The sequence below is a fragment of the Marinomonas hwangdonensis genome (assembly GCF_003721245.1).
GTDB lineage: Bacteria > Pseudomonadota > Gammaproteobacteria > Pseudomonadales > Marinomonadaceae > Marinomonas > Marinomonas hwangdonensis.
Genome location: NZ_RIZG01000005.1, coordinates 183063 through 197207, shown reverse-complemented (window position 1 = coordinate 197207; position 14145 = coordinate 183063). Strand labels below are relative to the sequence as shown.

Annotated in this window: 15 protein-coding genes; 5 read left to right on the top strand and 10 right to left on the bottom strand. The window is 44.9% G+C overall.

All coding sequences use genetic code 11. From position 1 onward, the window contains the following. Positions 1-10: 10 nt before the first annotated feature. Together mltA and EBI00_RS10375 are read right to left on the bottom strand one after the other, a co-directional pair. Positions 11-1156 carry a murein transglycosylase A gene (gene mltA / locus EBI00_RS10380; protein WP_123095853.1) on the bottom strand — a complete coding sequence of 382 codons (1146 nt, stop codon included), beginning with the start codon at positions 1154-1156 and terminating at the stop codon, positions 11-13. A gap of 103 nt (positions 1157-1259) precedes the next feature. Next, positions 1260-1838, bottom strand: a complete 579-nt coding sequence (locus tag EBI00_RS10375; RefSeq protein ID WP_123095852.1) for a DNA-J related domain-containing protein — start codon at positions 1836-1838, stop codon at positions 1260-1262. Positions 1839-1951: 113 nt separating this feature from the next. Between EBI00_RS10375 and EBI00_RS10370 the strand changes: the two genes are divergently transcribed. After that, positions 1952-2629, top strand: coding sequence for a zinc metallopeptidase (locus EBI00_RS10370; RefSeq protein WP_123095851.1), 678 nt, complete (start codon positions 1952-1954; stop codon positions 2627-2629). A gap of 79 nt (positions 2630-2708) precedes the next feature. On the opposite strand, the gene betA is transcribed toward EBI00_RS10370, so the two are convergent. The 8 genes from betA to EBI00_RS10330 all read right to left on the bottom strand — a co-directional run bounded on the left by betA (position 2709) and on the right by EBI00_RS10330 (position 10532). Then, positions 2709-4391 (bottom strand): choline dehydrogenase, encoded by a 1683-nt coding sequence (gene betA, locus EBI00_RS10365; RefSeq protein WP_123095850.1) that lies wholly within the window; start codon positions 4389-4391, stop codon positions 2709-2711. Between the two features lie 35 nt (positions 4392-4426). Next, positions 4427-5884: a betaine-aldehyde dehydrogenase gene (gene betB, locus EBI00_RS10360; RefSeq protein ID WP_123095849.1), complete on the bottom strand. Its 1458-nt coding sequence runs from the start codon at positions 5882-5884 to the stop codon at positions 4427-4429. A 254-nt stretch (positions 5885-6138) separates the two neighbouring features. After that, a complete protein-coding gene (locus tag EBI00_RS10355) occupies positions 6139-6444 on the bottom strand; it encodes an isoamylase early set domain-containing protein (protein ID WP_123095848.1) in 306 nt (101 codons plus the stop codon). A gap of 310 nt (positions 6445-6754) precedes the next feature. Then, the gene (olsF, locus tag EBI00_RS10350; protein WP_174714919.1) at positions 6755-8515 is read right to left on the bottom strand and encodes a bifunctional ornithine lipid synthase OlsF; all 1761 of its coding nucleotides are present in this window, start codon (positions 8513-8515) and stop codon (positions 6755-6757) included. Between the two features lie 127 nt (positions 8516-8642). Then, positions 8643-8840: a hypothetical protein gene (locus EBI00_RS10345; protein ID WP_123095847.1), complete on the bottom strand. Its 198-nt coding sequence runs from the start codon at positions 8838-8840 to the stop codon at positions 8643-8645. Between the two features lie 97 nt (positions 8841-8937). Continuing rightward, complete coding sequence (locus EBI00_RS10340) at positions 8938-9120, bottom strand: hypothetical protein (RefSeq protein WP_123095846.1); 183 nt, start codon at positions 9118-9120, stop codon at positions 8938-8940. Positions 9121-9249: 129 nt separating this feature from the next. Beyond that, positions 9250-9951 carry a ChrR family anti-sigma-E factor gene (locus tag EBI00_RS10335; RefSeq protein ID WP_123095845.1) on the bottom strand — a complete coding sequence of 234 codons (702 nt, stop codon included), beginning with the start codon at positions 9949-9951 and terminating at the stop codon, positions 9250-9252. Between the two features lie 5 nt (positions 9952-9956). Continuing rightward, a complete protein-coding gene (locus EBI00_RS10330; protein WP_123095844.1) occupies positions 9957-10532 on the bottom strand; it encodes a sigma-70 family RNA polymerase sigma factor in 576 nt (191 codons plus the stop codon). A gap of 216 nt (positions 10533-10748) precedes the next feature. Here EBI00_RS10330 and EBI00_RS10325 point away from each other — a divergent pair, with 216 nt between their 5' ends. From EBI00_RS10325 to EBI00_RS10310, 4 genes are all read left to right on the top strand, one after another. Continuing rightward, positions 10749-11192 carry a nuclear transport factor 2 family protein gene (locus tag EBI00_RS10325; RefSeq protein WP_123095843.1) on the top strand — a complete coding sequence of 148 codons (444 nt, stop codon included), beginning with the start codon at positions 10749-10751 and terminating at the stop codon, positions 11190-11192. Between the two features lie 16 nt (positions 11193-11208). Then, positions 11209-11979, top strand: a complete 771-nt coding sequence (locus EBI00_RS10320) for an SDR family NAD(P)-dependent oxidoreductase (protein WP_123095842.1) — start codon at positions 11209-11211, stop codon at positions 11977-11979. 130 nt (positions 11980-12109) lie between these two features. After that, complete coding sequence (locus EBI00_RS10315; RefSeq protein ID WP_123095841.1) at positions 12110-13360, top strand: NAD(P)/FAD-dependent oxidoreductase; 1251 nt, start codon at positions 12110-12112, stop codon at positions 13358-13360. Continuing rightward, positions 13354-14130 carry a DUF1365 domain-containing protein gene (locus EBI00_RS10310; protein ID WP_123095840.1) on the top strand — a complete coding sequence of 259 codons (777 nt, stop codon included), beginning with the start codon at positions 13354-13356 and terminating at the stop codon, positions 14128-14130. Before EBI00_RS10315 ends, EBI00_RS10310 begins: the two co-directional genes overlap by 7 nt. Positions 14131-14145 lie beyond the last annotated feature (15 nt).

Sequence of the window (14145 nt, the reverse complement as noted above, 5' to 3'; positions counted from 1 at the left end):
ATAAAAAAATTCATTGGGCAATGAGTTTTTGCTGTGGATTTTGGGGGAGTAGCAACCAGACTTTGCCAAAGTGTTTTAAATTTCCGGCATTGATCAGTGCTTCATCTCCCACTCCTTGATACCAATCTATGTGCCCAGGCCCTTTAATGGCGCCGCCTCTGTCTTGCGCTAGCAGCAGACGAAACTCATGACCAATCAAATTTCCGTATGAATCTAAATTCGGTAATTTGGCTAATAAAACAGAGCCAAGTGGGATTAGGCTAGTATCGACTGCCGCAGAATACAGCGGGGTAAGTGGCACGTTTGCTGCGCCAACGGGTTGACTTAATCCTTCGCTAAAAAACAAATAGCTTGGGTTAGTTGATAAAATTTCACGCTGGCGGTGTGGGTTGACCAGCAACCATTGGCGGATGCTTTGTGCTGATATGCTGGCTTTATCTATCTCCCCTCGTTCTATTAATTCCTTACCTATGCTGCGATAAGCGTGACCATTGACGCCGCCCCAAGACAACAGTTTGCGTTCACCATTTTGGTACTCGATAACGCCAGAGCCCTGAACATGCAGAAAAAAGTTATCAATGAGATCCGCCGTGTAGGCTATTTCGAGTCCTTGGCCAGCTAGGGCGTTTTCAAAATCGATGGCTTCTCGGGAAGGAAATTGTCCGTTTTCGTCGCGTTGTGCGGGTCTTCGATAAAGCGGGTAACGAAATACATCATCAGATTCCTGCCGAGCGGGCATAACAGGCACATAATAACCGGTAACTTGAACATTGCCTCTTTGGTCTTGCCCCGCCAATTGGTGAGCAATCAGTTTGGGTTGCTGAGTCGGATTACGTAACCAGTGGTCTATTTCAGTGGCCACCTGCTTTAACTCAGTCACGCTGGTTTGAATATTTTCCAGCATGTAATGCTTTTCTGGAATACGGTTTAAATAGGCAATTTGTTGCGCAAGACCGCTCTGAAAATGGTCGTCTGGATAAGGTAACCCAGGTGGAAGGCTTTCTTGCAAGTATAAGCTGTCACGTTTTAAGCCGTTGGCATCTCGACCATTGTTTTCAAAGTCATTGGAATAATCGATTTCATTAACACTGCAACCCGCTAGGGTCACTAACAAGGCGAAACAAGATAAACGTAGGTAAACAGAAGAAAAAATCATAAGCCCTATTTCTATAAAATGTCGTATAAAGTAGCAAGGTGGAATGAATAAGACCACAAACAAAGGGCGAGGTTCATTCGTATAGCTTGTTGTTTAAACCTTGTTAAAACATCAGCAATTCATAGGCTTGCCTTAAACCGATAAAGGTATTTTTATCTCCGCCTCGGTCCGGATGATGTTGCTGGGCAAGTTTGCGGTATTGTTGTTTGATATCGGTTTTACTGGGATTAGGGTGCTGTATATTTAAGGTTTTAAGGGCCGAATCTCGGTTGCCTTCTAGGCTGATGCCCTTATAGAAACTGTTTAGTAAGCGCGACACCTCGCCAGCGTCGGTTTTTTCGTACTCACTCCAATCTAGGTAGTAAGCGGCTAACTTTGCCTCCACACTGTCGCTTAATGTCGTGCTGTCAGATTGGCTTATTTGTGTGGCACTGAGTAAATGAATTCGCATCGCACTGATGCTTAAGGTCAGATTTTCTTCCTGCCAAAGGCGGCTTTGCAGTTGATACAAGGCGTTCATGATCAGGAAATGTTGGCGGAAAAGCTGTAAATTGGCATCGTCGGCCAGCTGGTTAAACTCGGCTATTTGAGTTTTTAATGTTTTAAGAATGTCAAACTCACTGACCCCATTGGGATGGGACTGTAAAATAGCGAGAATAGGACCAACTAAAGGGTTTTTCATAGCAGACTCTTATTGGTTAATCGTTATTTTATACAGTGTAAGTGATGACAGTCAGAAAGGCCAAAATGGCCGCGCGTATTTCAAAGACGGAATAACATGAGAAAAGTGAAACTATGTTGTGGATAATCGGTATTTTGTTAGCACTCACTCTGATCGTAGGGCCGAGCGCTTGGGTCAAGTTTACGTTAAAGCGTTACGCGACAGAGCGTAAAGACTTGCCTGGTACTGGGGGAGAATTGGCGCACCACCTGGTTAAACGCTTTGAGTTGAATCAAGTGAAAATTGAAACCAGTCAAGAGGGCCAAGATCACTTTGATTATGGGCAACACGTAGTACGACTCAGTCCCAGTGTATTGCATGGTCGCTCTTTAACGGCGGTTGCTGTGGCTGCTCATGAAGTAGGTCATGCGATTGCCCATGAAAAAAAGCAACCTATCTCACGACTCAGTACCCGCTACTTGCCCCTGGCGCACATGGCACGGCGCGTAACCGCAATCTTATTGCTTGGTTGGCCTGCTATTACCTTGCTGCTGCAAGTGCCCTATGCGGTGCCACTGCATGCCGTCGTTGTTGGTTTATCAGGCTTTTTGGCAGTCATAGTGCAACTGGCGATCCTACCCGAAGAATGGGACGCCAGTTTTAATAAAGCCCTACCTATTTTGACGGAAGGTCAGTACATACCGCAGGAAGATCTGCCAAAAGTGAAAAAAATCCTCACGGCGTGCGCCATGACCTACGTCGCCGCCGCGTTAATCAGAGTGCTCTTTGTGTGGCGCTGGTTTAAACGCTAGTCATAAGCTAAAAAAAAGCCCGCATCATTGTTATGCGGGCTTTTTCGTTTGGTGCGTAACACGATAGTTAGCACGTTAATCAGCGTTGTTTGGTTTCAAACTCTGGGTGAATCCAAACGGGAGCGTCTAGGCTTGGTAATGCTTTTTTGCCAAGTATCATGTCAGCGGCTTTTTCCGCGACCATGATGGTTGGGGCGTTTAAGTTACCGTTCGGAATCGTTGGGAAGATCGACGAATCCACCACGCGTAGGTTATGTATGCCGCGGACTTGGCATTGCTCGTTCAGCACGGCCATTGGGTCGTTGTCGTCACCCATCTTACAGGTACAAGAAGGGTGGTAGGCGCTTTCGACGTTTTCTTTTACCCATTGGTCGATTTGTGCGTCACTTTGTACCTTGTCGCTCGGCTGAATTTCTTCACCACGATATTCGTCTAGCGCCGTTTGTTGCAGCAGCTCACGGGTTAAACGAATGGTATCGCGCCAGTCTTGTTTGTCTTGCTCGGTGGAAATGTAGTTAAACAAGATACGCGGTTTGGCCGCTGGATTAGCCGACTCAATCCACAGTGTACCTCGGCTTTCTGGTTTGTTCGGGCCAACGTGTACTTGAAAACCATGGCCTTCAACGGCGGCTTTACCATCGTAACGCATGGCGGCAGGCAAGAAATGGTATTGAATGTTCGGCCATTTAAGGCCCGCACGAGAGCGGATAAAACCACAGGATTCAAAGTGGTTGGTCGCGCCGAGCCCTGTTTTGAACAGCATCCAGCGTGTGCCAATGAATCCTTTGCTAATCAAGTCTAATTTGCCGTTTAGGGTAACAGGCTGTTTGCAGCGGTATTGAAAGTAGACTTCCAAATGGTCTTGCAAGTTTTCACCGACACCAGGCAATTCGTGGACCATAGGAACGCCGGCTTTTTCTAAGACGTCTTTGGGGCCCACGCCAGACAATTGCAATAATTGGGGCGAACCAACGGAACCCGCCGACAAGATAACTTCTTTGCTGGCGGTGACCTGTTGAACTTGGCCATTTTTACTGAACTCAATGCCAGTGGCTGTTTTGCCATCGCCCTTTTCATTTTCAAAGAGGACTTTATGACTCAGTACACCGGTTTTGAGTGTTAGGTTAGGGCGCGCCATGGCACGACGTAAATAGGCGTTGGAGGTCGAAGCTCGCACGCCATTTTTTACCGTCATGTGCATTGGGCCAAAGCCTTCTTGACGGTAACCATTATAGTCGTCGGTTTTGCCATAGCCAGCTTGTACGCCAGCGTTGATGAAGGCTTGGTAAAGAGGATTGTAGGTCATGTCGTTGCCATTGTTGGTTGACAATGGGCCTTGGCCACCACGGTATAAGTCTTCGCCACCTTTCCAAGTTTCGGCTTTTTTGAAGTAGGGCAGACAGGTTTGATAGTTCCAACCCTTAGCGCCGTTTTCTTCCCATTCGTCAAAATCGCAAGCGTGGCCACGAACATACACCATGCCGTTAATGGACGATGAACCGCCTAATACCTTGCCTCGTGGGCAATGCATTTCACGGCCATCAAGGCCTGGCTCTTTTTCGGTGTGGAATTGCCACGCGTATTTATTGGAGTTCATCGGGTAGGACAAAGCCGTCGGCATCTGGATAAAAATGCTTTTATCTGAGCCGCCCATTTCGAGTAGCAATACCTTGTGTTCGCCACTTTCTGTCAGTCGGTCTGCTAGCACACACCCTGCGGAGCCAGCACCGACGATAATGTAATCGTAGATTTCATTTGCCATGACTTGTCTCATCTATTAAGAGTTAAGCGCTTCGCTTAGTAAGGGCTTTGAATGTCGTTAAGATCAACAAAGACACTCTTTGTTTGCGTGTAGTGGTACAAGGTTTCAATACCGTTTTCACGACCGATACCAGACTCTTTGTAGCCGCCTACTGGCATTTCCGCAGGGGAGGCACCCCACGCGTTGATCCAGCAAATGCCCGCCTGCATCTGGCCAATGACACGGTGAGCGCGGGCGAAATCTTTGGTGAAGACGCCAGCCGCTAAGCCAAGCTTGGTGTCGTTAGCGCGGGCGATCACTTCGTCTTCGTCAGTAAAACTCAGCACTGACATCACAGGGCCGAAGATTTCATCACGTACTTGTGGCATCTCATCCGTGCAGTCGGTGAAGACAGTCGGAGCCACAAAAGCGCCTTTGTCTAAGCCATTTTCCGTGACTTGGTAACCACCACATAACAAGGTCGCCCCAGCGTCTTTAGCGGCTTGAATATAGCCTAAGACTTTTTGCATGTGGTCTTTGGAAATCAAGGCGCCGACTTGCGTATTCATGTCCATTGGGTCGCCAATGATCATGGCTTCGGTGCGTGTTTTTAGTTCTTTGGTAAAGGCGTCTAGCATGTCAGCGTGAACGAATACGCGAGTACCGTTGGTGCACACTTCGCCTTGGGTGTAGAAGTTCGCCAACATGGCGGCAGACACGGCCTGATCCACTGGCATATCAGGGAAGATAATCATCGGAGACTTACCGCCCAGTTCCATGGTGACTTGTTTCAACGATTGCGCTGAAGCGGCCATGACTTTTTTGCCTGTTCCTACTTCACCCGTGAAAGAGACTTTGGCGATGTCTGGGTGTGAGGTGATCAGTTGGCCTGTACGACCGTCGCCCTGAATGACATTGAAAACCCCATCGGGTAAGCCAGCTTGGGTAAAGATTTCAGCCAGTTTAAGCGCCGTAAGTGGTGTTTCTTCAGACGGTTTGAAGATCATTGCGTTACCAGCGGCCAAGGCCGGACCGGATTTCCACATGGCAATTTGAATTGGGTAGTTCCACGCGCCGATGCCAGCGCAAATACCCAGTGGCTCGCGGCGAGTGTAGAAGAAGTTGCCATTGCCAAGATCTTGGTAATCCCCTTGAATCTTATCTGTTAGGCCTGCGTAATATTCGATTACATCCGCGCCTGTTTGAATGTCCACGCAAATGGCCTCTTGTAAGGGTTTCCCTGTGTCGAGTACTTCAAGTCGGGCAAGCTCTTCGTTGTTTTCACGCAATAGTTCAGCGGCTTTTTTAAGAATACGTCCGCGCTCGACAGGGCTCATCGCCGCCCAGACTTTTTGGCCTTGCTTAGCAGACTCAATGGCAGCATCTAGCTCAGCTGGTCCTGCATGCTCTACTGTTGCAATCACTTCGCCTGTGGCTGGGTTGATTGTTTCAAAGTGTTCTCCGCTAGTAGATGCATGGTAGCGGCCATGAATATATTGCTGCTGATGTGCCATGATAAGCCTCTCTTTTGATGGTTTTAGCGCAATTAACATTGTGCGCTATGATGTGAATTTTTTATTAAATGAGCGTTTAATAAAAAACATTGTACAGGTTTTTTCAGCAAAATGGCAGACAGAGGCCAAAAACTGAGCGCGAAAGTGGGGAATTCTATCTTTTTAGTAGGACAATACAAGACGATCTTTTGACCGTCTTGTATTGTATAAATGCTTGCGTTATAGGTTCGGATTTAATGCTAAGCGAAGGGGAATCAAAGGCTTAAAACGCTATTTTGATCTGGGCTAACGGGGCTATTGCTATAGCCATCTGCGCTGTCATCATTCAGCCAGCGTTGTGATTCGGTTACATAACGAAATTGATACGTCTGGCCTACCTTAAGGTTCAGCGTTGCGGCAAATACCCCTGACTTTTGTTTCCGCATGGGGTGTGAAGAAGTATCCCATTCATTAAAGTCGCCCACTAGAAAGACACTCTTGTCATCACAGATTTGTTCTGCAGGTAAAACAAATTTCACCTTACATTCCGGTTTGGTTTTTAAATAGGTTTTTTCAATCATTTTGCTCTCCATCATCCACAGTATCATAAAAACAGTCAGACATTTTTTTACCAATAACCTGCTTAACACTAGCAAGCTTCAGGCCAGTAATGCGCTATTGATGCAAAAATACGCATAAAACGCCTCGGTGTTCTATACTGAAGAAACACCAACAACAATAATGAGGTGTTTTATGGATGCTCAAATGATCGTTTTAATTGTGCTAACCATGATGTTAATTGTGAAAGTAATTTATTTGATGTTTTATAAAACGGGCGAGTCTGACAAACATCGGCATCCCTCGCGTCATTCCCGTGAGCATCATCATAATTCAAGGTCGTAATTCTTGGCTTTGTTTGATGGTTAGGGTTTCAATCTGGCTGTGGCCGCGATAACGCTTGTTTTTCGCTTCTTTGACGGTATTCAGATCGACTAGGACTAAGCCGTCCACACAGTAGCCAAAATCGGCATCGACACCAAAGTCTAAGAAGCGAACGCCGCCAGGCTCACATAATTCACTGTATTGTTTGAAGAGCGTGGGTACGCTCGCTCCAAAGTGACTGAGCTGTTCTTTCAATACTTTGAAGTCTTCTTCATAGTCGTTGCCGTTGAATAGGTTGGAAATAATGTCAGCGTGCTCTGGATTGACTTGGTACGGTGTGAAAGGCCGTGCCAAGTGCTCCTTATCGGCAAAATACAGTTGATAAAAAGACACAATAAAGTCTTTGGCTACCTGAGGGTAGCTGTTGCTTAAACTCACAGGGCCGAACATGTAGCGAATCTCTGGGTGTTTATCGAGATACGCACCAATGCCATACCATAAATAATCTAAACTGCGCTTGCCCCAGTATTTTGGCTGAATAAAACTGCGCCCCAATTCGATTCCTTGCTCAAAGTAAGGCTCCATATCGCAAGAGTAGCGGAACAGTTCTGCGCTGTAGATGCGGTTAGGCGTGTCTGATTTCATGTAGCGAGCGACTTCACCAATACGATAAGCACCGACAATTTCCAATTCGTCTTCATCCCAAAGAATTAAATGGCGGTAGTATTGATCAAATTTGTCCAGATCAGAGCGCTCACCTGTACCTTCGCCTACTTTGCGAAAGGCGATTTCACGGAGGCGACCGATTTCTTTCATGGTGACAGAGGCCGGATCGTAGTCAAATAAGTAAATTTGCTTATGATCTTTTGTACTGCCAAGGTGTTCGGCTAACTTAAGCTCTTGTTTTATCCGTTGTCTATTTTGTGGATGCTCAACGGTTTTTTCGGTTTTGAGTAAGGGTTTTTTACCCTTGGCAATTCTGTACAGATGGCGTTTTACCAGTTTGTTTTTTTCTTTATCGCTTAAGGGTAATTGTGCCAGTTCTTGAATGGGGATTGCCTGACCAACTTGCATAGGAATACAGCGATTTTTTTGACGAAACATTTCATTGGCAAGTTGTATTGTAGAAAGAGGGCGATATAGAAAAGAGCTGGTGTAAAACAGCATAGAGTTGCGTCCGCCGATGTGAACGGGCAACAACGGGCTGTTGGTTTTTTGCGCCAGCTTTAAATAGTTTTGGTTCCATTGTTGGTCTTTTACACCGCTGGGTGACAGACGGGACACTTCACCGGCGGGGAAAATGATCACGGCTTCTTCATTATGTAGACAATTTATGATGGCCTTGAGTTGCTGTCGGCCTGTTTTGCCTCCTAGGTTATCGACAGGAAGTACGAGTTTTTTTAAACCGTCAAAGTCCATTAACAGATCATTGGCGACGATTTTCACATCAGGACGTATTTCACCAATCAGTCTTAATAGGGCCAAGCCATCTAATGCCCCAAGAGGGTGATTGGCGATGATCATCACCCGGCCACTTGCGGGGATATTGCGTCGATCTACCTGGCTTACTTGATAGCCAAAGTTAAAATGATCCAGCACCCTGTCAATAAATTCGAAGCCAGCACAGCCGTTGTTTTTTTCCAGGAATTGGTTTACTTCATTTTCGTGGAATAAGCGTTTTAAAATGCTTAACGTTGGGCGAGTGATGAATGGGCTCTTATCGAAAAACTGAGGTGATTTATTCGCAATCATTTGCTCGACGTGTATCACAATAATGCTCCGCTCGAATAATTTTTGAGGATCTTAATATCGAGGGTAGAGCGTCACCATGACAAAGACATGACGTTTATATGGCGAAAAGATGAACAAGGTAGATGTGAAGGGGGTAAAAAAAAGATTATTGTTCTGACGGGGTGTCTTCGTCAAAGTTATAGAAGAAGTTCCAAATACAGTAAATTGTAATGCCTACTGCGATAAGTGCCCAGACTGGCTCGTTTGAGACCCACTCTAGAACAGACCAAGCGACACAGAAAAGAGTGGTTATCACTCTGCGCCATTTTGGACGAAAAAAATTACGATCAGAGTCGGTTAGCATGATTTCTGCTTCCTATTGGGCTCATCTCTAAAACGATTGTTGGCGGTGATCATAAAAGTAACAATGGACACTTACATAAGTAAAATGTCCATAGTGTTTACTGAGCTTTGGTTTTGCTGTTGCCCAATGAAATATGACGTGTTCCTGTTAGTTGCGACTGGCCGCTAACCCCTGAATTGATTTTATCAATCTGACCGCCACGAGCAAGAAACTCTTGCATTTGCTTTTCAATGGATTCCGAAGTTTCCGAAGCAGCTGGCTGTTTCTTTTTAGTTGCCATGATAAATAGTCCTTGTAGATAGTTTGAACAGGCACTATATCAGATTTTCACTATTTTTGCTTACTATTCGATAACTTCTGTCAACGTAAGTGAATTTTCGCTGCGGTTAACAGAAGTTATCGGTTGGCATCAATGTGAATGAGGGTGGTAACGACGAATCAATGGGTTCAGTAAACGCGCAAACCAGCCAGTAAATTCGATGGGGGCATCCAATACGGTTAAGCAAATGCACTCAGCGTCTTTAGTGACAATAGGTTGATGCTTGTGACTGGCATCACGGTTAATAAAGTCACCTTTACGATACACACCGCTTTCATCGGAAAAAGCCCCCTGTAATACCAGGGTGATCTCGTCGCCGGTGTGAGTGTGCACTGGCATGTGAGCGCCTGCTTTTATTCTCGTGAGCGCCACTTGGGCACCGCCTTCCTCGTTGTAAAGGGTTGCGATCTTGAAAGAGGGAGAAAGTCGCATCCAATTAAGCTCGTTGTAACCCTTGGTAATAAATTGACGTAAGCTATTGGGGATCTTGTAATCGTCCCATTGCATCACGTCTTCATTGACCGGTTTTTTGTTCGCTTGAGGTGATTCCACAAGATCTTCAGGCTCTTCTGTTAAGCGTTTGAAAAAGCTGTCCTTTAAATTGCTCAGCTGACGATGTTCGGTGTGCCCTTGATCAAACAAGTGAGCGCCCAGTGTTTCTAGTTTTTTAATTTGTTGCTGGCACTCGTTGCAATGTTCTAAGTGAGTGGAAACACACAGAGAATGGGCTAAAGGTAGTGAACCCGCAGCGTAATCGGTTAAAATTTCAATCGATGGATGGTAGTTAATCATCGATACTACCTCTTAATGTAAATAGTGAGTTTGTGTAAAGCAAGGCGCACTCGAGATTTGATCGTGCCCAAAGGCAGGGAAAGCTCTTCGGCGGCTTCCTTGTGCGTTTTACCTTCTAAATAAACTTTCAACAAAACTTCTTTCTGATCGGGTGGGAGCTTGTTGAGTCCTTGCTGAATTCTTTCTTGATCCCTTTTATGTTGTGCGTCTTTAAATGGATCGGCATTTTCATCCACTATGTTCTGCCACAAATATTCAGGATCGATATCGGATTGATGACGGCTGTTCTTACGCAAATAATCGATACGTGCATTTCTTGCCAAGGTAAAAACCCAGGTATTTAATGAGGCCGACTCAGGTTTGTAAGTATGAGCCTTATTCCATATACGTATCATTACCTCTTGAGCAATGTCATCAGCCATTAGGTTTGCGCCCGGTTGGGCCGCAAGACAAAATGATCTAATCTTGGGAACGTAGTGATCAAATAGGCGCGATAAAGCCGCTTGATCCCTACGTTCGGCAATGGCAGAAATGTCTGTCAGCCTTTGTTCATCTGGTTGAAGTAATGGTGCGCGTTCCATTCATAGTGCTCCCAAAAGGAATGCTTATGTTGCTGTATAACAAATATACGCTATGTCTAAAGGAGCGGATCATTTTTCTTTATGAAATTTGTAAATAAAGGGCTTTTGTTGTGAGAGACAGGGTTTGCATGTGATCCAAAGTGCGTTTTCATGCGTTTTAAACTATTAATGAATATAAATTTCTGTCGTTTAAGACAGTTGCCAAGGTAAGACAGTATGACGGACGCCAAAAAGGATTCGAATTATCTATTGATAGAGCGCTTTAAAGCCTTTTACTTAGACGTAAAAAATCCACAGCTCGACAAAATTGATGAAATCTACTCTGAAAACATCTTTTTTAAAGACCCTGTACATGAACTTAGAGGGGTTGTGCCTCTTCATGCCTATTTAACCGAAATGTCTGCTAACGTAAGAAGCGGTCGGTTTGAGTATTTAGATCAAATTGTTTCTGACAATATGGCTTATATCAAATGGAATATGCATTTTAAACACCCAAAGCTGGGCTGCAAAACCATTACGGTTCGGGGCATCACCCAAGTGCAATTCGACGAGCGGATCTATTTTCATGAAGACGTATACGATTTAGGTCAGATGCTTTATGAGCATGTTCCTTTATTGGGAACAGCGATCAAAGGACTAAAGAAGCGGCTAGCAATGTGATTTTAAGGAGAAGAGGGTGAGTGCATCTGTCAGCAAAAACGGAGAAAAAAATGTCGTCTGGATTACGGGAGCCAGTTCCGGAATTGGGCTTGCATTAGCAAAACAGTATTTAGATGATGGTTGGAAGGTCATCGCCAGTGCAAGAAGCGAAAAAGCATTAACACCTTTATTGGAAGCGCACGCTGATTTGGTTTTTTTGCCTTTTGATATTGCCGATGCCAGCCAAGTGGAGAGCACAAGACAGGCGATATTTGCTCACACAACACATCTAGAATGTGCGGTACTCAATGCGGGAACGTGTGAGTATTTAGATTTAACAGAGAGTGAGCCAGACTGGCAAATGATGGATCGCGTGATGTCCGTCAATTTTTTTGGTTTGGTTAATAGTGTGGATGTCTGTTTGCCTTTGCTTAAGGCCACACCCCATTCCCATCTTGTTGGAGTAGGTTCGCAGGCTGTTCAAGCCGCGTTCCCTCAAGCGGAAGCGTATGGCGCCAGTAAAGCGGCCGTACGGTATTTTTTATCTTCACTGAGAATGGATTTAAAACCCTTTGATATTGATGTAACGTGTTTGTTACCCGGTTTTGTTGATACGCCACTGACGCAAAAAAACACCTTTTCCATGCCGTTTTTAATGTCAGCCGATGATGCAGCGAAAAGAATGTACAAAGCCTTAGGTTCACGGCCTTTCGAATTTGCTTTTCCTAAGCGTTTATCCATGATGCTGTGGGCCGGTAGGCACTTTCCTAAGCTCTGGTTGTCTATGCTGGCACCAAAGAAGAAATGAGATACTGTATTCAATATTCCATTTAGATAAAAAGTCTAATATAAGTTCAGATGAATTATTCATGATCAGTGTAGTCAAGCCAAATTTTGTGTTACGTCTGATGTTAAAACATGTTTCAAGGAGACAGTGAGTGAGAATTGCCATTATTGGTTCAGGGATTTCAGGCTTAACCAGCGCGTATTTACTTCAGAAAAAACATGACATCACCTTATACGAGTCAGCTGAACGCATAGGCGGACACACAGCGACGATTGATGTGCCCGAAGGTGACGGTAACCGTTCTATCGATACCGGTTTTATTGTGTTTAATGATTGGACCTATCCTAATTTTATCCGTTTGATGGACGAAATTGGGGTAAAGTCGAAAGCAACTGAGATGAGCTTTAGTGTCAGCTGTCAGCGCACAGGTTTAGAATATGGCGGCAATAATCTCAATACCTTATTTGCCCAACGTCGTAATTTGCTCAATGTCCCTTTCTTAGGAATGCTAAAAGACATTCTTCGATTTAATAAAGAAGCGATTCAGGATCTAGAAAGCGGCACACTAAAAGAAGGTGTCACCTTAGGTGAATACCTTGCGGAAAAAGGCTATGGTCGTCGTTTTTCAAGTCATTATTTGATTCCTATGGGTAGCGCCATTTGGTCGTCCACATTGGATGAAATGATGGATTTCCCCCTAGTGTTTTTCGTACGATTTTTCAAAAACCATGGCTTATTAAGCGTAAACGATCGTCCTCAATGGCGAGTGATTGAAGGGGGGTCTTCCGCGTATTTGGCGCCGTTAACCGCTTCGTTTAAAGACAATATCCAACTGAATGCTAACATTTCTAAAGTGAGACGCGCGGAAAACGACGTCGTTATCGAATTCTCTGATGGTACACAGCAAGTCTTTGACCAAGTCGTGTTTGCTTGTCATAGCGATGAAGCACTGGCGCTATTATCAGACCCTTCCAGAGATGAACACACGATTTTGTCCGCCATTCCTTACCGTAATAATGATGTTGTGCTTCATACGGACACACGTTTGTTGCCAAACAAAAAATTGGCTTGGTCGAGCTGGAATTATCATTTAGGAACAGACAGTACTAAGCACGCGACCCTAAGTTACAACATGAATATTCTGCAGCATTTTTCGAGCGACGCGACTTATGTAGTGACGTTAAACCAAACAGATATGATTGCTGAAGAGAAGATTATCGGTCGCTTCCAATATGCACACCCCACTTTCACCTTAGATGGCATTAAGGCGCAAGATCGCTGGGCTGACATTAATGGTGTGAATAAAACTTGGTTTTGTGGTGCTTATTGGCGTAATGGTTTTCACGAAGACGGCTGCTGGAGTGGGGTGCGTGTTGCCAACGGATTGGGAGTGTCATGGTAAATTTCACACCCAAGCACAGTGCGATTTATTATGGCAGCGTCCGACATCGACGGTTTGCACCCCGTCATCATGCGTTTAAATATCGTGTTTTTATGATGTATTTTGACCTTGATGAACTCGATGATGTCTTAGCTATGAGTCCTTGGTGGTCTACACGAGCATGGTCTTTGGCACGATTTTCACGAAAAGACTACTTTGGTGATGCATCTTTAAGCATAAAAGCGGCGGTTCTTGATGAGGTGAACCGGCGCCTAAGTTTGAATTTGTCAGGGGCGGTGAGAATGCTCACCAATTGTCGCTATTTTGGTTTCATTGTGAACCCCATCACGATTTATTATTGCTTTGACAAAGAAGATAAGCTGCAAGCCATGTTGCTTGAGGTGACCAATACGCCATGGGGCGAAAAGATTGCCTATGTGCTGAAATGTGATCCAAACCAGACCACTAATCGTACCCAGATAAATAAGGCCATGCATGTGTCGCCTTTTCATCCGATGGACCATTTTTACGATTGGCGTAGTAATACGCCCGATAAAAAATTAGCGGTGCACATGCAGAACAAGACTTTGTTAGACGAGCAATGCGTATTTGATGCCACCTTGTCATTGAAACGAATGCCAATAACGCCTTCGTCTATGTTTAAAATATTACTTAATTACCCGTTTATGACGATGAAAGTTGTATTTGGTATTTATTGGCAAGCATTAAAATTATGGGTGAAAAGAGTGCCTTTCTATTCACATCCGGATTCATCGTCTACCACAAAGTAGCAAACACAGTAGGAG

Coding starts and splice junctions, on each gene's coding strand:
- mltA (WP_123095853.1), bottom strand. CDS start 1,156: ATGATTTTTTCTTCTGTTTACCTACGTTTATCTTGTTTCGCCTTGTTA.
- EBI00_RS10375 (WP_123095852.1), bottom strand. CDS start 1,838: ATGAAAAACCCTTTAGTTGGTCCTATTCTCGCTATTTTACAGTCCCAT.
- EBI00_RS10370 (WP_123095851.1), top strand. CDS start 1,952: ATGTTGTGGATAATCGGTATTTTGTTAGCACTCACTCTGATCGTAGGG.
- betA (WP_123095850.1), bottom strand. CDS start 4,391: ATGGCAAATGAAATCTACGATTACATTATCGTCGGTGCTGGCTCCGCA.
- betB (WP_123095849.1), bottom strand. CDS start 5,884: ATGGCACATCAGCAGCAATATATTCATGGCCGCTACCATGCATCTACT.
- EBI00_RS10355 (WP_123095848.1), bottom strand. CDS start 6,444: ATGATTGAAAAAACCTATTTAAAAACCAAACCGGAATGTAAGGTGAAA.
- EBI00_RS10345 (WP_123095847.1), bottom strand. CDS start 8,840: ATGCTAACCGACTCTGATCGTAATTTTTTTCGTCCAAAATGGCGCAGA.
- EBI00_RS10340 (WP_123095846.1), bottom strand. CDS start 9,120: ATGGCAACTAAAAAGAAACAGCCAGCTGCTTCGGAAACTTCGGAATCC.
- EBI00_RS10335 (WP_123095845.1), bottom strand. CDS start 9,951: ATGATTAACTACCATCCATCGATTGAAATTTTAACCGATTACGCTGCG.
- EBI00_RS10330 (WP_123095844.1), bottom strand. CDS start 10,532: ATGGAACGCGCACCATTACTTCAACCAGATGAACAAAGGCTGACAGAC.
- EBI00_RS10325 (WP_123095843.1), top strand. CDS start 10,749: ATGACGGACGCCAAAAAGGATTCGAATTATCTATTGATAGAGCGCTTT.
- EBI00_RS10310 (WP_123095840.1), top strand. CDS start 13,354: ATGGTAAATTTCACACCCAAGCACAGTGCGATTTATTATGGCAGCGTC.